This window comes from Kushneria phosphatilytica (genome assembly GCF_008247605.1).
GTDB classification, from domain to species: domain Bacteria; phylum Pseudomonadota; class Gammaproteobacteria; order Pseudomonadales; family Halomonadaceae; genus Kushneria; species Kushneria phosphatilytica.
Genome location: NZ_CP043420.1, coordinates 336,527 through 361,324 on the forward strand (window position 1 = coordinate 336,527; position 24,798 = coordinate 361,324).

Consider the following 24,798-nt stretch of genomic DNA (forward strand, 5'->3'; position numbering starts at 1 on the left):
CGGGAGATGAGCATGACCAATCCGACGATTGTCGGTTTTCGTGTCGAGGACATTCGCTTTCCTACCTCGGCTTCCCTGGACGGCTCGGATGCGATGAATGAAGCACCCGATTACTCCGCCGCCTATGTGATTCTCGAGACGGACGGCCGCAACGGGGAAGGACAGCCGCTGGAAGGCCATGGCATGACCTTTACCTGTGGGCGTGGCAACGAGCTTTGCTGTGCGGCCATCGAAGCGCTGGTGCCGCGTGTACTGGCGTGGTCGCTTGATGATGTGCGTGCCGATATGGCCGGTTTCTGGCGGCATGTGGTGGGGGATAGCCAGCTGCGCTGGACGGGCCCGGAGAAGGGCATTATCCACCTGGCCACCAGTGCGGTGATCAATGCTGTCTGGGATCTGTGGGCAAAGGCCGAGGGCAAGCCGATCTGGCAGCTGGTCTGCGACATGACCCCGGAAGAGCTGGTGCGCTGTATCGATTTCCGCTTTCTGACGGATGTGATCACACCGCAGGAGGCGCTGGAGATGCTCCGCCGCCAGCAGCCCGGTCGTGATGAACGGCTGGCTCGGCTCGAAGCGGAGGGCTTTCCCTGTTACACCACCTCCGCGGGCTGGCTCGGTTATGACGATGACAAGTTGCGCCGGCTCTGTCGCGAGGCGATCGAGGCGGGCTTTACGCACATCAAGCTCAAGGTGGGCGGTCATCTCGAGGATGACATCCGCCGGCTCACCATCGCCCGCGAGGTGCTGGGCGAAGAGGGCGTGCTGATGATCGATGCCAATCAGGTCTGGGAGGTCGATCAGGCGATCGACTGGGTACAGCAACTTGCCTTTGCCCGCCCCTGGTTCATCGAGGAGCCGACCAGCCCTGACGATATTGCCGGTCATCGCGCGATTCGCGAGGCGGTGGCGCCGATTCGGGTCGCGACCGGCGAGATGTGTCAGAACGCGGTCATGTTCAAGCAGTTCATCGCCGAAGGCGCGCTGGATCTGGTGCAGATCGATGCCGGCCGTCTGGGCGGGCTCAATGAAGCACTGGCCGTCATGCTGATGGCGGCGAAGTACGAGCTGCCGGTCTGTCCGCATGCCGGTGGCGTGGGGCTGAGCGAGTACGTTCAGCACTTCTCGATGATTGACTATGTCTGCATTGCCGGCACGAAGGAAGGGCGCGTGCTGGAGTATGTCGATCATCTGCACGAGCATTTCCTGGACCCGTGCAACGTCCATGATGCGGCCTATTGGCCACCGCGCCGACCCGGCTTCTCGATCGAGATGCATCAGCACTCGCGGGAGCGCTATCGGCATCGAGCCACGACCGGCTGAGCCATCGCCTTCAGCGATGTGTATGCCCCATCCGATGGCCGGATGGGGCTTTTTTACGCCTTTCAGCTACTCACTCGATGGGCTGCCACCTTCGTCTCATAGCCGATTGGTCAATTGAGACGCTCCGGTGAGTCGACCATTGTGTGCCCAGTGGTCAGGCCATTGATCGGAGCATTGCAGGGGCCGATCAGTCGGTCTGACACCCTCGATGGTAGCGGTGACATTGATGGCCCTACCTCGAAATAAACGCAGGGAATGCAGATCGTGGCTCATGCTGCCGGCCGTTCTCGACTGCCTTTATTTGCCTCACGGAGACAGATCATGACAATCAAAGCCATTCTCAAGCCGTTGGCACTGAGTTGTGCCCTGGGCGCCGGCGCCCTGGCGACCACAGCAGCACATGCGCTCGAATTCCCGCCTCTACCCGAGGTCACCGGCAAGAAGGTGACCGCCGATGACGACAAGACCTATACCATCAAATTCGGTATCGGCCTGACCGAGGAGAGTGGTCAGTATCGCGGCGTACAGTACTTCAAGAAGTACGTGGAAGAGCGCAGCGATGGCAAGATCAAGGTCAACATCTTCCCCAATGCCCAGCTGGGCGGTGACCTGAAAATGGTCAGCGCGCTTCAGTCCGGCACCCTCGAGATGACGTCGCCGTCGACCTCGCCGCTGGTCAACATGGAGCCGAAACTGGCGGTCTTCGATCTGCCCTTCCTGTTTGACGATTACGAGCAGGCGGACAAGGTGCTGGATGGTGATATCGGCCAGGGCCTGCTGAAGAAGATCAGCGATGACAACAACGGTCTGGTTGCACTGGGCTGGTCCGAGAACGGCTACCGTGAACTGACCGACAGCACCGGGGTGGTCGACTCGCCCGACGATCTCAACGGTCTGAAGATCCGTACCATGCAGAACCCCATCCACCTGGATATCTGGCGTACCCTCGGCGCCAATCCGACGCCGATGTCGTTTGCCGAGCTCTTCACCGCGCTGGATCAGGGTACGGTTGATGGCCAGGAGAACCCCTGGATCACCATCCTGTCCTCCAGGTTCTATGAAGTGCAGTCCAACGCCACGGCGACCGATCACGTCTACACGCCGTTCATTACACTGATGTCGGCACGTTTCTGGGATCGTCTGCCGGCGCCTTATCAGCAGCTGATCCGTGATGCCAGCGATGAGATGAAAACCTATCAGCGCAAGGTCAACCGTCAGCTGAACAAGGAAGCTCGTGAACAGCTCAAGCAGGAAGGCATGACGATTACCGAGCTGACCGATGAGCAGCGCGACGCGTTCCGCCAGAAGGTGCTGCCGGTTTACAAGGACTACAAGGACAAGATCGGCCAACCGCTTTTTGACAATGTCATGAAGGCCACCGGACATCAGATGTCGCAGTAACACGGTGCTGCCTGACCCGACCATCCGCCTGCCTGCCGGGCGGATGGTCGCTGTCGGTACGGTGGGCGGCAGCCTTGCGCAGCCGCCTGATCGGGTGCGGGCCCCTGAGGCTCCTGGGCGATTCAACAGTGGCGATCCGATATGAGTAACGGGCTATCCGACAAGCGGGGCTTCATCGGCGGGGTCGAAAAGGGCCTCGAGTATATGCGGAAGTTTCTCCTCGTTATCGTGGGACTTCTCACCATTGCCGTCTTCTTCTGTGTGACGGCCAATGTGTTCGGGCGCTTTGTGCTCAACAGCTCCTATCCATGGGCTGAAGAAATGTCGCGTTTCTTCTTTATCTGGACGGTGCTGCTGGGGGCCGGCGTGGCTTGCCTGGGCAATGAAAACGTGACCCTGGAATTTGTCCGTGAACGGGTGCCCGCCATTGTCGGGAAACTCTTCGATCTGATTCGTATCGCGGTGATCTACGCCATCTGCATCGTGATCTTTCTGGCCTGGCAGGATGTGCTGGCCGGCTTTGTCAGCTTCACGCCGATCCTGGGGATTCCGCATACCTGGATGTTCGTGGCCATGCTGGTCTTTGCCGTGCTGATGTTCCTTGCCAATACCCTTGACCTGCTTCGGCTGGGTGCCGGGCTGAAGAAGGAGCACTGAAACATGTTCATGCTATCCATTCTGGTTGGATTGCTGGCGCTGATCGCCATCGGCGTGCCGATCGCGATTGCCCTGGGGGCGATCAGCGTCTATCTGATCTGGCATTACGATTACGCGCTGTCACCGATCATTCAGCAGGCCGTCAATGGTCTGGACTCCTTCCCGCTGCTGGCAATTCCGCTGTTCATCCTGGTGGGTGAGGTGATGAGTCACGGTGGTATTGCGTCCCGACTGGTCAGACTGGCCAGCGCGCTGGTGGGGTTCGTGGCCGGTGGTCTGGGACAGATTGCGGTGCTGACGTCGATGTTCTTCGGCGGCATCAGCGGCTCGGCGGTCGCTGACGCCTCTGCCATCGGCAGCATGCTGATCGATCCGATGAAGCGCCACAATTATTCTGCGGGCGCGGCCACGGCCATCATCGTGGCAGCTTCGGTAGTCGGCATCATCGTGCCGCCCTCGATCCCGATGATCCTGTTCGGGGTGGTGACCGGTACGTCGATCTCCAGCCTCTTCCTTGCCGGGATCGTGCCGGGGATCATGATTACCGTGGGTCTGATGCTGACCACCTGGCTGACCTCGCGCGCCAGTGGCAAGGCACAGTCCTTTTCGCTGAGCGAGCTGTGGCATGCGTTCTATTCGGCATTCCCGGCGCTGCTGCTGCCGATCATCATCGTTGGCGGCATTCTCAGCGGTGTCTTTACGCCGACCGAGAGCTCGGCCATCGCGCTGATCTACGCCGTGGTGGTGTCGGTCTTCCTCTACCGCAGCCTGACCGTGAAAAAACTGTTCGAGCTGTGCATGAACACCGGCAAACTGACCGGACTGGTGCTGTTGCTGCTGGCATTTGCCAACGTACTGGCCTGGCTTTTGACCGCCAACATGGTGCCGCAGCAGATCGTGGCGGTGCTGACCTCGCTGACCGAAGACAAGCTGGCGATGCTCGGGATCATCACGCTGTTTCTGCTGGTGGTCGGCTTCTTCATGGACCTGACGCCGGCAATGGTGATTCTGGCCCCTCTGATGACGCCGGTTGTGGTCAAGCTGGGTATCGATCCGGTCTACTTCGGCGTGCTGATGTCGTTCATCCTCGGCATCGGGCTGATCACGCCGCCGGTGGGCACGGTGCTCTACGTGGGCTGTGGGGTAGGCAACGTCAGCATGGAGCGGCTGTCGCGCAGTCTGATTCCTTACTACATCACCTTGCTGGTGCTGCTGGCGCTGTTCATTATCTTCCCCGGCCTGATTCTCTGGTACAAGTAAGCGGCCGATCGATCGGAGAGGCGGGCATGGCCCGCCTCTTTTTTTGTCGGTTCGGCGCAGGTTGCCTGTCGCTTTCCTCGGCCTTTCCTGCCGTTTTAACCTCTGCGCGCGTCCCCCCCACTCCCTTGGTCTTATAGCCGATTGGTCAATTGAGCCCGGTCATCGGGCATCGCACTATCGAGTCAATGGTCAGGCCATTGAGCCTGAAACTGACAGCGGAGCGTGGCGATGCGCGTACTGGAGTGTACGACCCCCGGCAGCATGACGCTGGTCGAGCGAGAACGACCCGAGCCCGGACCGGGGGAGGTGCTGCTGGACATGCGTCGGGTCGGCATCTGTGGCACCGACATTCATGCCTTTGGCGGCAATCAACCCTACTTCAGCTATCCCCGGGTGCTGGGTCACGAACTGGCGGGCCGAATCGTGGCAACCGGCAGTACGGCTGACCGCGGATTGATCGGGCACGACGCCTGCATCATTCCCTATCTGCACTGTGGCCAGTGTGCTGCCTGTCGGCGCGGTCGTACCAATTGTTGTCAGTCACTGGAGGTGATTGGCGTGCATCGCGATGGCGGTATGGCGGAAGCACTGGTGGTACCGACCCGGCATCTGATGACCTCGGAGATACTGAGCGTCGATCAGCTGGCACTGGTGGAGTGCCTGGCCATCGGGGCGCATGCCGTCAGGCGCAGTGAACTGTCAGCCGGTGAGCTGGCGGTGGTGGTGGGCGCCGGGCCGATCGGTATGGGCGTCATTCAGTTTGCCCGCAGTTGTGGTGCCCGAGTGATGGTGATCGATACCAATCGTGAGCGCCTTGCCTTCTGCATCGAAGAGCTGGGGGTCGAAGAGACTTGTCATGCCACCGAGGATGATGTCATGGCGGCGCTGGAAGCCCTCTCTGAGGGGGCATTGGGCGATGTGGTGTTCGATGCTACCGGCAATCCGGCTGCCATGAACCGCGGTTTCGATTTTGCCGGACATGGCGGTCGTTATGTGCTGGTCAGTGTGGTGCGCGCGGATATCACTTTTCATGATCCGGATTTCCATCGCCGCGAACTGACGCTGCTCGGCAGCCGCAACGCTACGTACGAGGATTTCGCCACCGTGATGACGGCAATGGAAGCCGGTCGACTGCATGAGCAGGCGATGATTACCCACCGCTGCACTCTGGCCGACATGCCGGACACCATGGCGCGCTGGTGTGCCCCGGCCAGTGGCGTCATCAAGGGGATGATCGAGATTGATGCAGCCGCTCGTTCAGGCGCAGGAGTATCGGCATGAGTGACATGATCGCGACCCAGACACCGCGGAGAAGTTTGCGCATTCATCGTGATGACAATGTCTGCGTGGCGCTGGTGGACCTGCCCGCTGGCGCCACCCTGGAGGAGGGTGGTGTCACCATCACTCTGGCCGAGCCTGTCAGGCGCAAGCACAAGTTCACGCTCGAAGCGCTCTCGACCGGCGATATCGTCACCATGTACGGCGTGACAGTGGGACGCGCCACCCGGCCGATCCCGCTCGGTGGCGCTATCGGTACGGGCAATGTGGAGCACTCCACCGACAGTGCGCGCGACACGACGCGACGCAGTGGGTGGCAGTCGCCGGATGTCAGCGCCTTTGCCGATCGCACCTTCGAGGGCTATCACCGCGCGGATGGCAAGGTCGGCACCGCCAACTACTGGCTGGTGGTCCCGCTGGTGTTCTGCGAGAACCGCAACATCGAGGTGCTGCGCGAGTGTGTGCGCGACGCCCTGGGGGATGATCCGCATCGGCGCTACAAGCGCATGGCGCGCTCGCTGCTCAGCGGTGAAGCACTGCCCGAAATGGACGATGAAGCCCCGACGCTCGAGCGTCCGTTTCCCAATGTGGATGGGGTGCGCTTTCTGACCCACTCGCTGGGGTGTGGGGGGACCCGTGAGGATGCCCGAGCACTGTGCCAGCTGCTGGCCGGCTATATCTGTCATCCCAATGTGGCCGGCGCGACCGTGCTGAGCCTGGGCTGTCAGAACGCTCAGGCCAGCCTGTTGAAAGAGGCGCTGGCCGAGCACGACCCTGATGGCGTGCGCACGGTGGCGTTCTTCGAGCAGCAGGCGCTGGGCGATGAAGAAACGCTGATGCGCGAGACGCTGACGGCCATCTTCGATGGGCTGCGTCAGGCCGATCGGGTCGAGCGCCAGCCGGCGCCGCTGTCGAAGCTGGTGCTCGGGGTGGAGTGCGGCGGTTCGGATGGCTTTTCCGGTATTTCCGCCAATCCGCTGGTCGGCGCCGTCATGGACCGGCTGGTGACGCTGGGCGGCTCGGGCATGCTGAGCGAGTTCCCCGAGCTGTGCGGCGTCGAGCACGAGCTCAGGAGTCGCTGTGTCAGTGACGAGACAGCCGAGCGCTTTCGCGAACTGATGGCGGCCTATCAGCGGCATGCCGAGTCGGTGGGGGCCGATTTCTCGATGAATCCTTCACCCGGCAACATTCGCGATGGCCTGATTACCGATGCGATGAAATCGGCCGGTGCAGCCCGAAAGGGCGGCGATAGCCCGATCGTGGATGTGCTCGATTACACCGAGCCGGTCCGCCAGTCGGGGCTGAGCCTGCTCTGCACGCCGGGTAATGATGTCGAATCGACCACCGCACTGGCCGGCTCCGGCGCGAATCTGATTCTTTTTACCACCGGGCTGGGCACACCCACCGGCAATCCGGTGGTGCCGGTACTCAAGATCGCCAGCAACAGTGAACTGGCCACACGCATGCATGACGCCATCGACTTCGATGCCGGGCCGATCGTCGAGGGGCGTGCCGGTATCGACGAACTGGCTGATGAGTTGCTGACGATGTGTCTCGACGCCGCTTCCGGGCGCTATCGCAGCTGCGCCGTGCGCCTGGATCAGCAGGACTTCATTCCCTGGAAGCGGGGAGTGTCGCTGTGAGTGAGGCCAAACCGAGCATCCTGCAGTTCGGGGTCGGACGTTTCCTGCTCGGCCATGTTGATGCGCTGATCAGTGATTCGCTGGCGTGGGGCGAAAGCGAACAGCGGATCATGGCAGTCCAGGGCTCGCCGCGTCCTGAAGGTCGTGAAAAGGCTCGCCAGCTGATGGCGCAACCGCACTATCCGCTGCACATCCGTGGTCGCCAGGCAGGGCGGGAGATTGATGAGTGCCAGCGGATAAAGAGCGTGGCGGGTTGTCTGATCGCCGATGAGCAGTGGCCGGAACTCGAGCGATTGTTCGTGGAAGCGACCACCCATGTAGTTTCCAATACCGCCGATCGCGGCTTCGAAATCCCCGAGGGGGATTCGCCCCTGCACGATCTTCCGGCAAGTTTTCCCTGCCGATTGATCCGCTTGCTGCATACGCGCTATCTCGCCGGTGGGGCCGGCGTCACGCTGCTTCCCTGTGAGCTGATCCCGCAGAACGGTCGAGTGCTTCAGGCGCTGATGCGCTCGCTGGCCACGCGCTTTTATGCCGATCCCGCGTTCGAGCGCTGGCTGGATGAGCGCTGCCTGTGGGTCGACACCCTGGTGGATCGCATCGTGTCCGCGCCACTCGAGCCGATCGGGGCGGTGGCTGAACCCTACGCGCTATGGGCGATCCGGCAGGTGCCGGGGCTTGAAATGCCATGTCGGCATCCTGCCATCCGGGTGGTGGATGATCTGACCCCCTTCGAGCAGCAGAAGCTGCACATCCTCAATCTGTCGCACAGCTGGCTGGTGGACCAATGGCGCACGCAGGCGCTGGAAGGCGAGGTGACCTTCGTGCGCGAAGCGATGGCCGATCCTCGCCTGCGTGGATCGCTGGAGGCGCTGCTCGATGAGGAGGTGCTGCCGGTGCTGCAGGCGGCCTCGCCGGAACTCGATCATGTCGCCTATCGGGCGCAGGCCTTCGAGCGTTTTGAAAATCCCTTTCTCGATCATCGGCTGGCGGATATCGCTGCCAACCATGAGGAGAAGCTCAAGCGCCGGCTCTCTCCGCTGCTGGCACTGGCAGATACGCACGGCCTGGCCGTGCCGAAGCTTCGCGCCGGACTGGCCGGTCGCTAGCGGCCCTGCCCGGAAGCCGCCTGCCGAGGATGGGGCAGGCCTGCGATAGTCCGAAGAACCGCCGAATCATCGGCAAGCGATCATCAAGGAGTTCGTATGCGCCGGAAACTCATGAGCTGGTTGGCGACCGTCACCGTGGCGTCGTTTGCGCTGGCGGGTAACGTGCAGGCCGCCACGGAAATCAAGGTGGCCTATGGTAACCAACCCGGAGAACCGATCGATCTCGCCGTCAAGCAGTGGGCGAAATGGGTGAAGCAGGAGAGCCAGGGCGATCTCGTGCTGCAGCCCTTTCCGGCCAGCCAGCTGGGCTCGGAGATGGAGGTGACCCAGCAGGCCCGCATGGGATCACACGTGATTGCCATCAACTCCTACAGCAACTTCATTGATGCGGTGCCGGATCTGAGCGTGATTGATGCGCCCTACATTTCCGATACCTTCCAGGACAAGCTCAAGCTGCTCGATTCCGACTGGTTCAGGCAGCAGCGTCAGAAGATGAATCAGGCCGGCTATCACATCGTGGTACCGGATGTGATCTACGGTGAGCGCCAACTGCTCTCTCGCGAGAAGGTGAGCAAACCCGAGGACCTCAAGGGGGTCAAGATTCGGGTGCAGAACTCTCCCATGTATGTGGCCACCATTCGTGCGATGGGTGCCGTGCCTACGCCGATGTCGCTGGGCGACGTCTATCCGGCGCTGGCACAGGGCATTGTCGATGGCGTCGAGAACCCGCCTTCGGTGCTCTACGGCGGCAAGTTCTACGAGCAGGTCAAGCAGCTCAACATGACCGGCCACATGCAGACCGTCACGCCATTCGTGACCGGTGAGGCGTTCTGGCAGCAGCTTTCCGACGAGCAGCGAAAGATCCTGACCGAGACCGGCAAGCGCTTCTCCGACTATGCCTCGAAACTGGTGCAGGAGCGTAACGACAAGGATATCGAGCGGCTGAAGGAAGCCGGCGTCCAGGTCAACGAGGTTGATGTCACGCCGTTTCGCGAGCGAGCCCGCAAGCAGATCCCGCAGGACTTCCCGCAGTGGTCGCCGGGGCTCTATGACAAGGTCGTGCAGATCATCAACGGGTGAGTGGCATGAAGCCCGGGGCCGCAATGGTGGCCCCGGGCAGGAGAGCAGGCATGAAGACCGTGATGAAATGGCTGGATCGCTTCATGGCCCTTGATGAGGTACTGGGCAGTCTGGCGTTGTTCGCCCTGTTTCTGGTCGCCATCGCCAATGTGATCATGCGCTACTTCTTCGATGCCCCGATCGCCTGGGCCGAGGAGATTCTCCAGCTGCTGCTGATCTGGGCAACCTTCCTGGGAGCAAGCGCGCTGGTGCGCCGTAATGACCATGTCCTGATCGAACTTTTCGGGGAGCGGTTGCCGCCGGCCCTGAACCGCTGGCGGGAGCGGCTGTTCAATACCGGACTGGTGCTGGTCAGCGCCGTGATCATGGTGATCTGGGGCCTCAAGCTGCTGCCGTTTTCGGCCTATCGCAGTACGCCGATGCTGCAGCTGTCGTATTACTGGATCTATCTCGCCGTACCGTTGAGTGCTGCCATCATGATCTATCACAGCCTGAGACGGCTCATGACGATGAGAGGTATGTGACATGGCGGTCACCGTGGCGCTGTGCGCCCTGTTTGTGCTGTTTCTGCTGGGCACGCCGATCGCGTTTGCGCTGTTCCTGTCGACCTTTGCCTATTTCGCCATCGGTGCCGATCAGCCGATCACACTGCTGATCCAGCGGCTTGCCGGCGGGCTGGAATCGGTATCGCTGCTGGCGATCCCGTTTTTCATCATGGCCGGGGTATTCATGAACTACTCCGGCATTACCGTACGGCTGCTCAACCTCGCCGAACTCTGTACCCGGCGCTTTCATGGCGGGCTGGCACAATCCAACGTGCTGCTGAGCACCTTCATGGGCGGGTTGTCCGGGTCCAACATTGCCGATGCGGCCATGAACGCCAAGCTGCTGGTGCCGCAGATGAACGAGCGGGGCTATCCCACCGCCTTTTCATCGGCTGTCACGGCGTCCTCTTCGCTGATTACCGCGACCATCCCGCCGGGTATCGCGCTGATCGTCTATGGCTACGTCAACAATGTCTCCATTGGCCGGCTGTTTCTGGCTGGCGTGGTGCCCGGACTGCTGATGGCGATCACGATGATGGCCCTGGTCTCCTTCATCTGCCGACGCCGGGGCTATCAGCCGCCGCGTCGCGAGCGGGTGTCGAAGCATGAGTGGATCAGTGTCACTCGTGCCGGAGTGATCGCGCTGGCCCTGCCGGTACTGGTCATCGGCGGAATCCGTATCGGCGTATTTACACCCACCGAGGCCGGCGCCATGGCGGTCGCCTATGCGCTGATCGTGGGACTGTTCGTCTATCGGGAAATGCGCCCTTCCAGTGTGGCACTGGCGACCCGGGAGTCGCTGCTGTCATCGGTGAACGTGTTGTTCATCATCTGCGTGGCCTCGGGTTTTGCCCGCTTTCTCACCTGGGAGCAGATCCCCCAGACCATTACCACGCTGCTTTCCAGCAGCATGAGCAGTGCCGTGGCCTTTCTGCTGCTGGCCAATGTACTGCTGCTGGTGCTGGGCATGTTTCTCGAAGGCAACGCCATTCTGATCGTGCTGTCACCGCTGCTGGCGCCCGTGGCCGCACAGTTCGGTATCGATCCGGTGCACTTTGGCATCATCTTCATTTTCAATGCGGCCATCGGCACTATCACGCCGCCACTGGGGACGGTCATGTTCACCACCTGCAGCATTACCGGTACCCGGGTACCGGCCTTCATTCGTGAAGTGCTGCCCTTCTGGGCGCTACTGATTGTCATGCTGCTGCTGGTGACCTTCGTGCCCCAGCTCTCGTTGCTGCTGCCCGATCTGATCTTCAATTGACCGCCTGACCCCGGCGACGCCGTCGCGACTCTCTGGCATCCTTGCGGGATCAGAACGCGCGGCGCGCAAGGGCGCCGCAACGGGAGCGGGCATGGAATCGGTCATTATTGCGTCAGGCCTGAGCGGTCTGGCAGTCGGCCTGGTGGCAGCCGCGGTGCTGCTGCTGGGACAACGCCGCCGACATGGCGAGCGCGAAGCCGAGCTGGAAGAGCAGCTCGATGATCAGCGCCGCCAGCTCGGAGAGAGTGAACGGTTGCTGGCCGAACGGGAAGCGCTGCTCTCGCGGGAACAGGCGCTGAGTCAGGAGCAGCGTCAGCAACTCGGCGAACGCGACCGGCGACTGGAACGTCTTGCCGAGGAACTGGCCGGCTGGCAGCGCCGCGCCGCTTCGCTGGAGACGGCCCGCGAACAGGAGCAGAACCACCATGCCGAGCAGCTCCGGCTGCTGGAGTCGGCCCGCCATCAGCTCAAGGAAGAGTTCGAGCAGTTGGCCGGGCGCATCTTCGAGGAGCGCAGCCAGCGCTTCAGCCAGCAGAGTCGGGAAGGGCTCAATGCCCTGCTGACCCCGTTTCGCGAACAGGTCGAGCAGTTTCGCTCACGGGTTGAAGCGTTGCACGGCGAACAGGAACGCAGCCGTGCGCATCTCAACGCCCAGCTTGAGCAGTTGGCTGGCCTTAACCGGCAGATGAGCGAGGAGGCGGTCAATCTCACTCGTGCCCTCAAGGGCGATAACAAGGCCCAGGGGGGCTGGGGCGAGCTGATGCTGGAGACCGTGCTGGAGCGCGCCGGGCTGCGCAAGGGCATGGAGTACGAGCGCGAAGTGGCCCGCCAGGGGGAGCAGGGCATCGGCCGCCCTGATGCGGTGATTTACCTGCCTGAACAGCGCCATCTGATTGTCGATGCCAAGGTATCACTGACGGCCTGGAGCGAGGTGATGGCCGCCGAGTCCGATGAAGAGCGTCAGCGGGCGATGAAGGCGCATCTGCGCTCGGTGCGCAATCATGTCGATGGTCTGGCGAGGCGCGACTATCCACGCCTGACCGGCCTTGATTCGCCGGACATGGTGTTTCTGTTTCTGCCCATCGAGCCCGCTTTTGCCGCCATCTTTCAGCATGACGACACCCTCTTTCAGCAGGCCTTCGATCGCCATGTGGTGATCGTGACGCCCACCACGCTGCTCGCCAGCCTGCGCACCGTAGCGAGCCTGTGGCGACTCGAACGCCAGAATGACAATGCCCGTGGCATCGTCGAGCGTGCCGAAAAGCTGCTCGACAAGTTCCACGGCTTTGTTTCCAGCCTGGATGACATCGGCACCCACCTGAATCGCGCCAGCAACAGCCATCAGCAGGCCATGGATCGGCTGCGTGATGGCCAAGGCAGCCTGGTCGCGCAGGCACATGAGCTGAATCGGCTGGGCGCCAGAATGAAGAAGGAACTGCCGGCCAGCCGGGATTAGGCCCGCAACCCAAAAACCGCCGACCCTGGGGCCGGCGGCTGTGCGCAGGTATGGTCGCGCGTTACTCTTCCAGCACGAACTCGGCGGTTTGTCCTGCCTCGGAACTGCTGCCAATCTGCACCTCGAAGCGCCCCGGCTGGACCCGCATCGCCAGCTCGGCATCGAGAAATGCCAGTTGATCGCGAGTGATCCAGAAGGTGAGGGTGCGAGATTCGCCGGGTTCCAGGGTGACGCGCTGGAAGTCCTTCAGTTCGCGCACCGGACGCACCACCGAGGCGGTCAGATCACGCAGATAGAGCTGGGCCACTTCGGTGCCGCGCCGCTCGCCGCTGTTGGTCAGGGTGACGCGGATCGACAGGGCCTGTTCACCGCTGATGCTCGGTCGGTCGAGATCAAGTCTTGAGTACTCGAACTCGGTGTAGGAGAGCCCGAAACCGAACGGATAGAGCGGCGTATTGGGGATATCCAGATACTGCGAGGCGTATTTGGGATCGACGCCCTTTGGCCGACCGGTATTGAAGTGGTTGTAGTAGAGCGGCACCTGACCGACGCTGCGCGGAAAGGTCATCGTCAGCTTGCCGCTGGGGTTGTAGTCACCAAACAGCACATCAGCCACGGCATTGCCGGCCTCACTGCCCGGCCACCAGGCCTCGAGCATGGCCGGGGCGATGGCTTCCAGGTCGGTCAGCTCGAGCGGTCGGCCGTTGAACAGCACCGTTGCCACCGGCTTGTCTCCTACCGCTTCGATCACCCGCCGGGCCAGCTCGAGCTGCATGCCTGGCAGGCGGATATCGGCGCGGCTGGCGGCCTCGTCAGCGTATTCCTGTCGTTCCCCGAGGGCGAGAATGACCGCATCGGCCTGTTCGGCCAGCCTGACCGCCTCATCGATGCCGGACGTATCGGTACTGCCGATCTCGTTGGAAGCGCCTTCGGCCTGCAACAGCTCGACACCGTCACCCAGCCGATTGCGCAGCCCGGTCATCAGCGAGATCGCCTGTTCGGCATCGCCATCGGCATGCCAGGAACCGATTACTTCCTGCGTATTCCCCAGTGGGCCGATCACGGCGAGCGTGCTGATGTCCTTGCTCAGGGGCAGCACCTGCTCATCGTTTTTCAGCAGAACCATCGACTCGCGGGCCAGTTCCCGCGCTGCCTGGCGATGGGCATCGGTCAGGATGGAGGTGCGTTCGCGCTCCCTGTCCGAGTAGCGATACGGGTCTTCCAGCAGGCCGAGCGCCGCCTTGACCAGCAGAATGCGTCGCACGGCCTGATCGATGCGCGCCTCGGCAACCTCTCCGGATTCGACCAGCCCACCCAGTTCATCGAGGTAGTAGCCATCCTGCATGTCCATGTCGACCCCGGCGTTGACGGCCTTCTTCGCCGCCTGACGAGCCCCATCGGCCACACCATGGCGTTCCAGCTCCATGATGGCGGTGTAGTCGGTGACCACGAAGCCTTGGAACTGCCACTCGTCGCGCAGGATGCGCTCGAACAGCAGCGGATCGGCGGTGGCGGGCAGGCCGTTGAGTGAGTTGAAGGCCGTCATCACCGTGGCACAACCGGCATCCAGGGCGGCCTTGAACGGGGGCAGATAGACCGAGCGGAGGCGCCACTGCGACATGTCGACGGTGTTGTATTCGCGCCCGGCCTCGACGGCGCCGTAGCCGGCAAAGTGTTTGGCACAGGCGGCCAGGGTATCGGTCGCTTCGGGATCGTGGCCCTGCAGGCCGCGGACCTGGGCGGTGGCGATCTGCGAGGCCAGCCACGGATCTTCCCCGGGACCTTCCATCACTCGGCCCCAGCGCGGGTCGCGAGAGATATCCAGCATGGGCGTGAAGCTCCAGTGCACGCCGGCCGCGGCGCCTTCGGTGGCGGCAATGTGGGCCGCGCGTTCGATACCGTCGAGATTCCAGCTGGCAGCCTGGCCCAGTGGAATGGGAAAGATGGTACGAAACCCGTGGATGATGTCATAGCCGAACAGCAGCGGGATCCCAAGCCGGCTGTTGTCGACGGCCAGCTGTTGCAGCTCACGGGTGAAGTCCGCATCGAAGGCGTTGAAGACCGAGCCAACCCGGCCGGCACGGATGTCCTGCTCGATATCGCTGCCGACGGACGGGCCGGTCGTATCGCGGTTACTGGTGAACTGAGTCATCTGACCGATCTTCTCTTCGAGTGTCATCCGCTCGAGCAGCGATTCGACCTGAGCGGTCAGCTCCCGATAGCGTATCGGCGAGAGCTCGAAGGGCAGGGCAGTGGGTTGCGGTGCGATGGCTGGGGCGTAATGAGGGCGTGTCATGATCAATCTCCTGCAATGAATACATCAGGATCGATGCAAGCATCGACCCTGTTATCTCAGCGCCATTCACTGCGTGGGGCGAGTCGCGCGGGGTGTCGCCTTCGGGTGCGACGCTCAGGCGGCGCGGGTGAAGTAGTACACTCCAAACAGCCCCTCGGGATCGTGCCAGCTTTCGACCGGTGCAAAACCCGCCTGGCCCGCCATTTCCTCGAAGCTGGCATCGCTGTATTTCCAGGAGTCTTCGGTATGAATGCTTTCTCCCTGCTGTAGTGCGATCGGTGTTTCACCCAGCATGAAGCGCTGATCGCGGCGGCTGACCAGATGCATCTCGATTCGGCAGACATCGGAGTTGTAGAACGCCCGATGGTCGAAATCCGCCGGATCGATTTCAGCGCCCAGCTCATCCCTCAGTCGGCAGATCAGGTTGCGATTGAACTCGGCCGTGACCCCGGCGGCATCGTTGTAGGCTGCTTCGAGAATGGCGGGGGACTTGATCATGTCCACGCCGATCAGCAGTCCGCCGCCGACGGGAAGCATGTTGCGCAGGTGGCCGAGCATCACGCTGGCCTCATCAGGGGCGAAGTTGCCAATCGACGACCCGGGAAAAAAGGCCACGGGGCGCTCGCTGTTGGCAAGCTGTGCCGGTAGCGTCAGCGGCGTGGTGAAATCGGCGCAGAGTGCATGGACATCAAGCCATGGATGGTCGGCAGCCAGTTGCTCGGTGCTGTCGATAAGAAAATCACGGGAGATATCGATGCCCACATAGCGTTGCGGGCGCAGGGCATTCAGCAATAGCCGGATCTTGCGCGAGGCACCACTGCCCAGTTCGATCAGGGTGGTTTCCTGCCCGAGGTGTTTGGCGATGGTGGGCAGGGCCTGCTCCAGAATCGACTCCTCGGTACGCGTGGGGTAGTACTCCGGTTGCTCGCAAATGCGATCGAACAGTTCGGAACCCCGCTGATCGTAGAAATGCTTGGGGGGCAAGGTGCGGGGTGGCTCGCTCAGCCCCTGAAGGGCATCTTCGAGCAGGCTGCTGGTTGCCGTGTGCGAGTCTGCGAGCAGGTCGTGAAAATGGATGTGGGAAGCACTGGCCCGGGCCATGACAACACTCCTCATGAATGGCGCCTCGAAGCGGTCAGGACACGCCACTTCGATGAAGCGAAAAGAACAGGGGCCGATGCCGTCGCATCGGCCCCGCTGGCGTTGCCGTGATCAGGCGTCGCGCGCGAGCCGGAAGCCCGAGAATGCCCAGCGTGCCTGGGGTGGGAAGAAATTGCGGTAAGTGTCACGAATGTGGTCGCCCGGTGTGGCGCAGCAGCCACCGCGCAGCACCATCTGGCCGGACATGAATTTGCCGTTGTACTCGCCCAGGGAGCCCTCCAGCGGCTTGAAGCCTGGATAGGGACGGAAGGCGCTGCCGGTCCACTCCCAGACATCACCGAACATCTGGTGTGGACCCTCATGGCCTTCACTGTCGCTCGCCACTGGCTGCAGCCAGTCGTTCTCGACGAAGTTGCCGGCCACCGGCAGCTCGGCGGCCGCGACCTCCCACTCGGCCTCGGTCGGCAACCGAGCGCCTGCCCAGCGGGCGAAGGCATCGGCTTCATAAAAACTGACATGGCAGACCGGCGCGTCCGGATCGACCGGGACCAGTCCACCCAGCGTCATCTGGTGCCAGCGTCCATCGACCAGCTGCCAGTATTCCGGCGCCTGCCAGCCGGTCTCATGAATGTGATGCCAGCCATCGGAGAGCCACAGCTCGGTGCGCTGATAGCCGCCATCCTCGATGAAATCGATGAACTCGCCGTTGGTGACCGGACGGTCGGCCAGCTCGAACTCGGCCACATACTGGCGATGTCGCGGCGTTTCGCTGTCAAAGACGAAGCCACCGGCATCGCGCTGGGGGCCTTCCGCCACCGAGTAATCCTTGCCGATCAGACGGACACCCGCGGTATAGCGATGCCACTGCTGCGCCGTCTGCACCTGGCGCGTCTCGGTGATTTCCAGCAGACGCTCGCGGACGTCGTCGCGGTAGACCGGGTGGAGCGGGTTGCAGGACAGGATGTGCTTGATATCCATCACCAGCAGTTCCTGATGCTGCTGCTCATGATGCAGACCGATTTCTACCCGCGAGAGGATCTCGCCGAGCCGGTCGAGCGGCGGATCATTGAGTAGCCGAGCCATTTCCGCGTCGATATGCGCGCGAAACTGATACATTTCGGCAACGGTAGGGCGCGAAATGGTGCCGCGTAGCGGCTTCGGGAAGGGCTCGCCGTGGGTTTCGTAGTAGGAGTTGAACAGGAAATCGTAGGCGTCGTTGGGCGTTTGATAATCCTGGAGAAACGGCTTGAGCAGGAACGCCTCGAAAAACCAGCTGACATGTGCCAGGTGCCATTTGGGCGGGCTGACATCCGGCATGGTCTGCACCATGTAGTCTTCGGTATGCAGCGGGGCGCAGAGCGTTTCACTGGCCTGGCGGACCCTTTGGAAACAGCGTAACCACTCCTTGGCGTGCGTGGCATCCAGATTTTCGACGGGATAATGCAGCATCTCGCTCATGTCGGTTCCTTGCACCGGACCGGCGCGGTCATTGAATAACGGCGGCGCAGTTGCGCCATGAGTTCAGCGTAGCAACGCTCCCCGTGGATACCAGCCGGCCTTGTGACACCCGGTAAAGCAGCGCTCCCGTTGCGTTACGGTGTTAACATGGCGCCTTTTTCGACCGTGGATGCCCGGTCCGATCACCAACCGGAAGATGCTTCTGATGTCCGATGCCCATCGCAAGGCGCTGCCCGCCGCACTATGGTTGCTGGCCTTCTCTCTGGCGGCCTTCAATCTGCGCGCACCGATCGTGGTCATCGGGCCGGTGCTCGATCCGATCATGCATGCGCTGGATATTGGCGCCGGGGCCGCCAGCCTGCTGACCACCGGCATGATCCTCTGCTTCGGTGTGCTATCGCCGCTGGCCCCCGGTGTAGCGGAACGGTTCGGGCTGGATCGATCGATTGCCGCGGCGCTGGTGGCGATCGCGCTGGGCGGCGTGCTGCGCGGCATCGAAAGCTTCCCGGTGATGCTGATCGGCACCCTGGTCGCCGGTCTGGGGATTGCGTTTGGCAATGTGTTCATGCCGAGTCTGGTCAAGCGTGATCGACCGCAGCAGCTGGGCCGGACCATGGGTATCTACACCGTGGTGATGGGGATTGGTGCCACGCTGGGGGCGGGTACGGCAGTGCCGCTGATGCAACTGGCGGGCAGCTGGACGCTACCGGTGCGGCTCTGGGCCGGCGTCGGTGTTGTGGCCGCCGTGCTGTGGTGGGCGCTGGCGCTGCGCCATCCGCCGGCGCCGGGAGAGAGTCGTCAGACGCGCATCACGCGCCTGTTCGCCAGCCCGGTAGCGTGGACCCTGACGATCTTCATGGGCATGCAGTCCCTGGGCTTTTATACCCTGCAAACCTGGGTGCCGTCGGTCGCGCTCAGCGCCGGTGTGCCCGAAGCAAGTGCCGGAGCCATGCTTTCGGTGATCAATTTCACCTCCATCCCGGCCAGTTATCTGATCGCCCGACTGGCGGCGCGATTGCGTCATCACAGCCTGCTGGTGCTGGCATTGTGTACGCTGATTGCGATCGGGCTGGTGGGGTTGTGGGGGGCGCCCACGCAGGCGCCGATGCTGTGGTCGGTGCTGCTCGGTGCCGGCCAGGGCGGCTGTTTCAGTTTTGCCCTCACCATGATCGTGATGCGTACCGCGCATTCGCATCATGCCGCCATGCTCTCGGGTATGGCACAGAGCCTGGGCTACCTGATGGCAGCGGGCGGCCCCCTGATTTTCGGGGCGTTGCACTCCATGACCGGCAGTTGGCAGCTCTCGCTGGGCCTGCTGCTGGCACTGCTTGGTATCCAGGTCGTGGCCGGTTTGCTGATCGGCCGACCGCGTATGGTGGAACTCGCCGAGTAGTGATGCCGCTCCGCTGATCGCGGGGTTGAGAAGAGATGAAGCGTGGTCTGTTTCCCGGTATAAAACACTCGGGAAACCCGTTCATGCCAGGAGAGCGCCTCATGTTCCGATCACTGCTGGTCCCGATCGATGGCTCAACCTATGCCCGTCACGCCCTGCGAGTTGCCTGTGAGCTGGCGGCTTCCAGCGAGGCGACACTCTATCTGCTCAACGTTCGTGAACTCCTGCCGCATCTGCACGACGGCAGGATTCGCAGTGTCGAAGAGGCCCTGCAGGCCGCTGCCCCTGAAGCAGTGGAGGAAGCCGGTCAGGCGGTGCTCGAGCGATCGCTCTCCGAGGTGCCTGACTTTCCGGGGGAGATTCGCCCCCTGGTGCGTCGCGGCTCACCGGCGCATGTCATTCTTCATGAAGCGGAAGCCCTGGGGGTCGATGCCATTGTGATGGGCAGCCGTGGACTCAGCGATCTGACCGGCATGGCGATCGGCAGTGTGTCGCACCGGGTCAGCCATACCGCCCGCTGCATGGTGATCAGTGTGCATGCGCCGGCTGAAGAGACCGCCTGAGCAGGGGGCGTGCCACTGCACAAATCTTCCAGACACGCCTGCAGGAATGCGTCAGCGTCGCCGTTGATCTCTCTTCATGACCTGGCAGAGAACAGACCGGGTGACACCATGAGCAACATCGCCAATACCAGAGACTGGATTGAACTGCGGCGCGACGACGATACCGGCATCGAAACCATTCGGGCGCATTTCGAGGGGCATGCCTACGATCCGCACTGGCATGACAGCTATCTTGTCGGCATGACCGAACAGGGTGTGCAGCAGTTCCATTGCCGACGCGACCGGCACTACAGCACGCCCGGCCGGATATTTCTGCTCGAACCTGGTGAGATTCATGACGGTGATGCGCCGACCCCGGGTGGCTTTACCTATCGCATGCTCTATCTTGACCCGCATTGGCTGGCGCAGGCGCTCGCCGAGCTGCGTGATCAAACGCCGGCGGATGGCCTGCCGCAATTCCCCTCGACCCTGGTGGGCGATCCCGGCTTTGCCCGAACCATCAGTGATGCCTTCACTGCCCTGCATCAGGGTGAACTTCGCATGTTGCGCCAGGCTGTGCTGGATGACCTGCTGACAGGACTGAGTCGGCATTTGCACTGGCGTCCGCTGGCACCGCTGAATGAGCGTGCACCAGCGGTAGCGCTCAGGGCGCGGGATTATCTGCATGCGCATGTCGAGGAGGATATCGGGCTGGACGATCTCGCCCGTGCCACCGGGTGTGACCGTTTTCGTCTGAGCCGTGCCTTTCAGGTGGCTTTCGGCCTGCCGCCGCATGCCTATCTGATCCAGTTGCGTCTGGCGCTGGCCCGGCCGCGTCTGGCCAGAGGTGAAGCACCAGCGCAGGTGGCGGCGTCGCTCGGCTTTGCCGATCAGAGCCATCTGGGCCGCTGGTTCCGGCGCGCCTATCGGCTGACCCCGGCGCGCTATCAGCGCCACTGCTCAAATCTTCCAGACTGACAGCGCCAATGCGATGGATCATGCCTCTCCCTCTTCACTGATGGAGTACTGGCATGATCCATCCCGATCGATATCGGGCGGGAGGCTGCTGATGGAACTTCTGCCCTTTACCCTGTTTGCGCTGGCGGCTTCGATTACCCCCGGGCCCACCAATGTACTGATCATGGCCAGCGGCTCGCGGCACGGACTGCGTTCGACCCTGCCACTGGTGGTGGGCGCCTGTATGGGCGCGGCCGGGCTGGTACTGGTGGTGGGGCTTGGGTTGGGGCAGCTGCTACCCCGGGATGGCCTTGTGCGTCAGTTGCTGGCCGGGATCAGCATTGTCTGGCTGAGCTGGCTGGCCTGGCAGTTGTTCACAAGCCCGGTGGGCGAGCCTGTGGCCGATGGGTCGGCCGCACGCCCGAAACGACTGGCGGGCCCCCTGAGTGGCGCAGGGCTACAGCTTTTCAATCCCAAGACATGGCTGATGGCGCTGGCGGTGACCAATGTCTTCGCGCCGGCAGGGCCGGAGCGCGCTTCGATGGTGATGCTGCTGGCGCTGATCTTTTTGCTGGTGGCGCTGCCCTGCCTGGGGTTCTGGGCGTGGCTGGGCGCCCGGGCGAGCCGCTGGCTGGGCTCGCCGGGACGCATGCGCCGCTTCAACCGGATCATGGCGGTGATCCTGCTGGTCTCTTCCTGGCTGGCGCTGCTCTCCTGAACGGCTCGACTCAGTGACTCAGGGCGCGTCGGCAGGCGGCCAGCGACTCCTGGCTGATGGCGTCATAGAGTTCAAAGGGATCGTGAACTGACGCGCCCAGCGCCTCTTCAAAGGCCGCCTGATTGGCGCTCTGAGTGTATTGACCGCTCCCACCATCACCGAGATTGGACTGGAAGATGCCTGCGGCGCTGACTGGCAGGAAATCCTCGTAAATAATCGGTGTGGCGCGGATCAGGCCACGCTCGATCAGCGCTTCGACGTCTTCGGGTAGCGTCTCGGCACCGGTTCGCTGCTGGCCCTGTTCGGTCAGGCTATAGCGGAAGTAACCCAGTCCCTCGCGGCGTAATACCGTTTCGTCATCCGGGAAATCACTGAACGCCTCGGCGAGCGCCTGTTGGTGGGCTTCGCCGGAGAGCCCGCCGGTGGTGGCTTTTGACGCGCTCAACAGCTGGTCATAGAGCTCCCGGCCGCGCGGGGTCAGTGCCATGCCGCGCTGCTCGATCTCGCCGAAGCGGGCGGTATGCGAGCCTGCTTCCTCGCCGGCAAACAGGATGGTCTCCTCCAGCGCCCGAAAGCTGGTCTGGCGCAGCAGGATCGGGCAGTCACGGCGCGGCGGACCCTCGATGGTCGCCTTGGGCGTGATGCCATGTTCCGGCATGGCCGCCTGGGTAGCGTCGATATCCAGCGTGCGCGGCGTCAGATGGTTGATATGCGGGCCGCGGAAGCAGACGACATCTGCGATCAGACGATGCGCTTCATGCAGACGCTCATAGGTGGGGCGATCGACCGTGGCATGGCTGTGCCAGCGGAAGGTCTCCAGGGCTTCCATGACGAACTCGTCGGCCTGGTGATCATCCAGCCCGCCCTGCTGGTGCCATTCGGCGAGCAGCTCGCGCAGCCGCGGGGTGAAGATATCGCGGGCGGCAAGAATGCGACGGGCCTGATCGCGCAACTGATCATCGTCGATCAGTTCCAACCGCAACAGGGAGGTGAACACTCGGAAGGGGTTGCGAGCCAGGGCTGTTTCATCGACCGGCCGAAACGCCGTGGAGTGCACCGGCACCCCGGCTTCGGAGAGATCGTAATAGCCCACCGGAAACATGCCCATCACGGCGAAGACATCGCGCATGGTGGCCAGTTCCTCGGGTGTACCCAGGCGGATTGCCCCGTGGCGCTCGACATCAAGCCGTGCCTGTTCGGTGTCATCCAGGGTGCGATCCGCCGGCAGCCCGGCCATGACCCCCGCGTTGATCTCGCCTACCAGCTGCAGCAGAGTGCCGTACTGGGGCACCTCATGGCGGTACATGTTGGACATCTCGCGAGAGAAACGGGTGCGAATGCGATCTGGGGAGATGACGTCGGCGCTCATGATGCGGCTCCAGGAAAGGTTATGCCCATTTAACGCTCGTCGTGGGTCGGGTTCAAACAGCGGAGAGTGCATCTTTGGGCGAGCCGGTCAGGCTAGAGCCGCTGGCTCCAGAGCTGATACAGGATATCTCCGCACACGCTCAACGCGGCAAGACACACCACGGCCGCCGTCAGGCGCATGGCCCAACCCGAAAGCGGGGAGACCGGCTGATGGGTGGTGGTGATGATATGCAGCCTGATACCCGCCCAGGCATACATGGCGCCGGTCGCTGCCAGCAACGCGATGCCCACCACGGTCAGCAGCATGTCGTGATGCTCGAACCCGGCGCGTGTAATCAGTGCCGAGTTGAGCAGCAGCAAAAAGGCGGTGCGCGACCAGGACAGCCCGGTGCGTTCCGGTTGCAGCCCGGGGTCGCGCGTGGAGTTGGGCGTTGTCATGGTGGCTCAGGGAAAGAGGATCAGCAGGGCCAGTGCCAGTGCCACGATCGTGACGAAGATCGACACCACGACCAGCAGTCGGGTATAGGGCAGGGCACTATCGCTGCGCATGGCCTGTTCGTTGCGCGACCAGCGCCGGTAGGCGGAGAGTGCGAGGGTAGCCCCGCCCAGAGTCAGCAGGACGCCTAGAGCCTCGCGGGTGATGGGCGTGGCGAAGTCCGGAGCGAACTGATAAATGCCCACCGCGCCCGCCATGAAGGCCAATGCCGTACGAATCCAGGCAAGAAAGGTGCGCTCATTGGCCAGCGAAAAGCGGTAATCGGGGTGTTTGCCCTGCTCAAGCCAGTGTGGCCTGCCCAGGGTGCGCGAACGCGGTTTGCGGTCGGAAGTCTCCTGCATGATCCGGTGATCCCTTCGTCTGCATCGATACCTTGATGCGCATTCTGCCACAGCCATGACGTCATCGCTTCGGGCACCATCGGCGAAATGGTAGCGCGATGCGACAGTTCGTCCGTCTGTGCCCGTGTCGCATTGCGCTATGCTGGGCGACAGAGCCAGATAGTCGTCGATCCGTCTTCAGCAGGGGGCGCAGGGGCATGTATAAACTGACACAGGCCGGTCTGATCGGCGCGGGTGTACTGGTGCTGGGGTATCTGATCGGGGCCCTGGTGCAGGACAACTTCCTGTTGGGAAGCTGGCCGCTACCGGTACGACTGCTGATTCTGGTCTTCGCCGTGACTGCCTTCCTGCTCTGGAGTCTGATCGCCTACTGCTTCACCAGCGATGCGCCGGCACGTCGCCATATCCAAAAGCGCAGCCGGGGTCGCAACCGCCGCAAGTAGCCGGTTTGAAAGCAAAAGGGGTGTTCAGTACGCGACTGAACCGCTAGACTACGCAACCGGTCAGCCGGTGTAGCTCAGTCGGCAGAGCAACGCATTCGTAATGCGTAGGTCGGAGGTTCGAATCCTCTCACCGGCACCAGAAAGATCAGTAAAAACCGCCGCTTACGGGTAATGCCGGGTGGCGGTTTTTTGTTGCTATGAGTCTGGGTAGCAAATAGGTAGCAGCCAGCTAAATCAGGCGGGCAAAGCGGGAAATACGACCCGGCAAGGTCTATGCCCCAGGAGCGACACGGGAACGCCCGAAGGTGGGAGCGGAAGCTGGGGCTCCGGTGAATCCGCGAAGGGGTATGACAAGCGCGGACCTACGCACGCCGGGCCTACACTTTCCCGTCCCGGCGTGGGCGCGGAGCCCGTTTCATTCTAGCGTCGGCTGGTGTGGGCATCTACTCATGAAGTGCGCACATGGATTTCCTGCGCACTTTGCGCACTTTTCAGCCCGTCGATTTCACCTGAGCCCAATAACAGAGCGCCTTCCAGCCTGGTGCGCAGATGCGTACCCGTGCGCACTTTTCCAATGGATAGACCCTACAAAATGCCGCCTCTGCTTCATGAGGAGTGGCGAATTTTATTCTTCCAGGAAGTGGCTCCGGTGAATCCGTGAAGGGCAAT

22 protein-coding genes and 1 tRNA gene are annotated in these 24,798 nt (G+C 62.4%); 17 read left to right on the plus strand and 6 right to left on the minus strand.

Going from position 1 to position 24,798, the window contains the following annotated elements:
- Positions 1–12 precede the first annotated feature (12 nt).
- From FY550_RS01485 to rmuC, 11 genes are all read left to right on the plus strand, one after another.
- Positions 13–1,320, plus strand: coding sequence for an L-fuconate dehydratase (locus tag FY550_RS01485; protein WP_070981007.1), 1,308 nt, complete (start codon positions 13–15; stop codon positions 1,318–1,320).
- A 321-nt stretch (positions 1,321–1,641) separates the two neighbouring features.
- Positions 1,642–2,721, plus strand: a complete 1,080-nt coding sequence (locus FY550_RS01490; RefSeq protein WP_070981009.1) for a TRAP transporter substrate-binding protein — start codon at positions 1,642–1,644, stop codon at positions 2,719–2,721.
- A gap of 141 nt (positions 2,722–2,862) precedes the next feature.
- Positions 2,863–3,378: a TRAP transporter small permease gene (locus FY550_RS01495; RefSeq protein ID WP_233350248.1), complete on the plus strand. Its 516-nt coding sequence runs from the start codon at positions 2,863–2,865 to the stop codon at positions 3,376–3,378.
- Positions 3,379–3,381: 3 nt separating this feature from the next.
- Positions 3,382–4,638, plus strand: a complete 1,257-nt coding sequence (locus FY550_RS01500) for a TRAP transporter large permease (protein ID WP_139148756.1) — start codon at positions 3,382–3,384, stop codon at positions 4,636–4,638.
- A gap of 228 nt (positions 4,639–4,866) precedes the next feature.
- Positions 4,867–5,919 carry a zinc-binding alcohol dehydrogenase family protein gene (locus FY550_RS01505; protein WP_070981010.1) on the plus strand — a complete coding sequence of 351 codons (1,053 nt, stop codon included), beginning with the start codon at positions 4,867–4,869 and terminating at the stop codon, positions 5,917–5,919.
- Positions 5,916–7,559, plus strand: coding sequence for a UxaA family hydrolase (locus tag FY550_RS01510; protein ID WP_070981011.1), 1,644 nt, complete (start codon positions 5,916–5,918; stop codon positions 7,557–7,559). Before FY550_RS01505 ends, FY550_RS01510 begins: the two co-directional genes overlap by 4 nt.
- Positions 7,556–8,668, plus strand: a complete 1,113-nt coding sequence (locus tag FY550_RS01515) for a mannitol dehydrogenase family protein (RefSeq protein ID WP_070981014.1) — start codon at positions 7,556–7,558, stop codon at positions 8,666–8,668. The genes FY550_RS01510 and FY550_RS01515 overlap by 4 nt, the downstream gene beginning before the upstream one ends.
- A 96-nt stretch (positions 8,669–8,764) precedes the next feature.
- Entirely contained in the window at positions 8,765–9,748 is a 984-nt protein-coding gene (locus FY550_RS01520) for a C4-dicarboxylate TRAP transporter substrate-binding protein (RefSeq protein WP_070981016.1), read from the plus strand.
- A 50-nt stretch (positions 9,749–9,798) separates the two neighbouring features.
- Complete coding sequence (locus FY550_RS01525) at positions 9,799–10,272, plus strand: TRAP transporter small permease (RefSeq protein WP_070981018.1); 474 nt, start codon at positions 9,799–9,801, stop codon at positions 10,270–10,272.
- A 1-nt stretch (position 10,273) separates the two neighbouring features.
- Complete coding sequence (locus FY550_RS01530) at positions 10,274–11,560, plus strand: TRAP transporter large permease (protein ID WP_149054313.1); 1,287 nt, start codon at positions 10,274–10,276, stop codon at positions 11,558–11,560.
- 91 nt (positions 11,561–11,651) lie between these two features.
- Complete coding sequence (gene rmuC, locus FY550_RS01535) at positions 11,652–13,016, plus strand: DNA recombination protein RmuC (RefSeq protein ID WP_070981023.1); 1,365 nt, start codon at positions 11,652–11,654, stop codon at positions 13,014–13,016.
- 61 nt (positions 13,017–13,077) lie between these two features.
- Here rmuC and bglX read toward each other — a convergent pair whose 3' ends face one another.
- From bglX to egtB, 3 genes are all read right to left on the minus strand, one after another.
- Positions 13,078–15,312 (minus strand): beta-glucosidase BglX, encoded by a 2,235-nt coding sequence (gene bglX / locus FY550_RS01540; RefSeq protein WP_070981025.1) that lies wholly within the window; start codon positions 15,310–15,312, stop codon positions 13,078–13,080.
- A gap of 114 nt (positions 15,313–15,426) precedes the next feature.
- The gene (gene egtD / locus FY550_RS01545; protein ID WP_070981028.1) at positions 15,427–16,413 is read right to left on the minus strand and encodes an L-histidine N(alpha)-methyltransferase; all 987 of its coding nucleotides are present in this window, start codon (positions 16,411–16,413) and stop codon (positions 15,427–15,429) included.
- A gap of 111 nt (positions 16,414–16,524) precedes the next feature.
- Complete coding sequence (gene egtB, locus FY550_RS01550) at positions 16,525–17,871, minus strand: ergothioneine biosynthesis protein EgtB (protein ID WP_233350249.1); 1,347 nt, start codon at positions 17,869–17,871, stop codon at positions 16,525–16,527.
- 205 nt (positions 17,872–18,076) lie between these two features.
- On the opposite strand from egtB, the gene FY550_RS01555 reads away from it, so the two are divergent.
- The 4 genes from FY550_RS01555 to FY550_RS01570 all read left to right on the plus strand — a co-directional run bounded on the left by FY550_RS01555 (position 18,077) and on the right by FY550_RS01570 (position 21,481).
- Complete coding sequence (locus FY550_RS01555) at positions 18,077–19,264, plus strand: CynX/NimT family MFS transporter (protein WP_070981033.1); 1,188 nt, start codon at positions 18,077–18,079, stop codon at positions 19,262–19,264.
- Between the two features lie 101 nt (positions 19,265–19,365).
- Positions 19,366–19,827 carry a universal stress protein gene (locus tag FY550_RS01560; RefSeq protein WP_070981035.1) on the plus strand — a complete coding sequence of 154 codons (462 nt, stop codon included), beginning with the start codon at positions 19,366–19,368 and terminating at the stop codon, positions 19,825–19,827.
- A gap of 108 nt (positions 19,828–19,935) precedes the next feature.
- On the plus strand, positions 19,936–20,784 hold the full coding sequence (locus FY550_RS01565; RefSeq protein ID WP_070981054.1) for an AraC family transcriptional regulator: 849 nt from the start codon (positions 19,936–19,938) through the stop codon (positions 20,782–20,784).
- 91 nt (positions 20,785–20,875) lie between these two features.
- Positions 20,876–21,481 carry a LysE family translocator gene (locus FY550_RS01570; protein WP_233350250.1) on the plus strand — a complete coding sequence of 202 codons (606 nt, stop codon included), beginning with the start codon at positions 20,876–20,878 and terminating at the stop codon, positions 21,479–21,481.
- Positions 21,482–21,491: 10 nt separating this feature from the next.
- On the opposite strand, the gene hglS is transcribed toward FY550_RS01570, so the two are convergent.
- The 3 genes from hglS to FY550_RS01585 all read right to left on the minus strand — a co-directional run bounded on the left by hglS (position 21,492) and on the right by FY550_RS01585 (position 23,686).
- On the minus strand, positions 21,492–22,850 hold the full coding sequence (hglS, locus tag FY550_RS01575; protein WP_070981043.1) for a 2-oxoadipate dioxygenase/decarboxylase HglS: 1,359 nt from the start codon (positions 22,848–22,850) through the stop codon (positions 21,492–21,494).
- A 92-nt stretch (positions 22,851–22,942) separates the two neighbouring features.
- The gene (locus FY550_RS01580; protein ID WP_070981045.1) at positions 22,943–23,287 is read right to left on the minus strand and encodes a DUF202 domain-containing protein; all 345 of its coding nucleotides are present in this window, start codon (positions 23,285–23,287) and stop codon (positions 22,943–22,945) included.
- Between the two features lie 6 nt (positions 23,288–23,293).
- Positions 23,294–23,686, minus strand: a complete 393-nt coding sequence (locus FY550_RS01585; RefSeq protein WP_084388259.1) for a YidH family protein — start codon at positions 23,684–23,686, stop codon at positions 23,294–23,296.
- A 197-nt stretch (positions 23,687–23,883) separates the two neighbouring features.
- Here FY550_RS01585 and FY550_RS01590 point away from each other — a divergent pair, with 197 nt between their 5' ends.
- Complete coding sequence (locus FY550_RS01590; RefSeq protein ID WP_070981048.1) at positions 23,884–24,129, plus strand: hypothetical protein; 246 nt, start codon at positions 23,884–23,886, stop codon at positions 24,127–24,129.
- A 63-nt stretch (positions 24,130–24,192) separates the two neighbouring features.
- Positions 24,193–24,268 (plus strand) — tRNA-Thr (locus FY550_RS01595).
- The last annotated feature ends 530 nt before the right edge of the window (positions 24,269–24,798 follow it).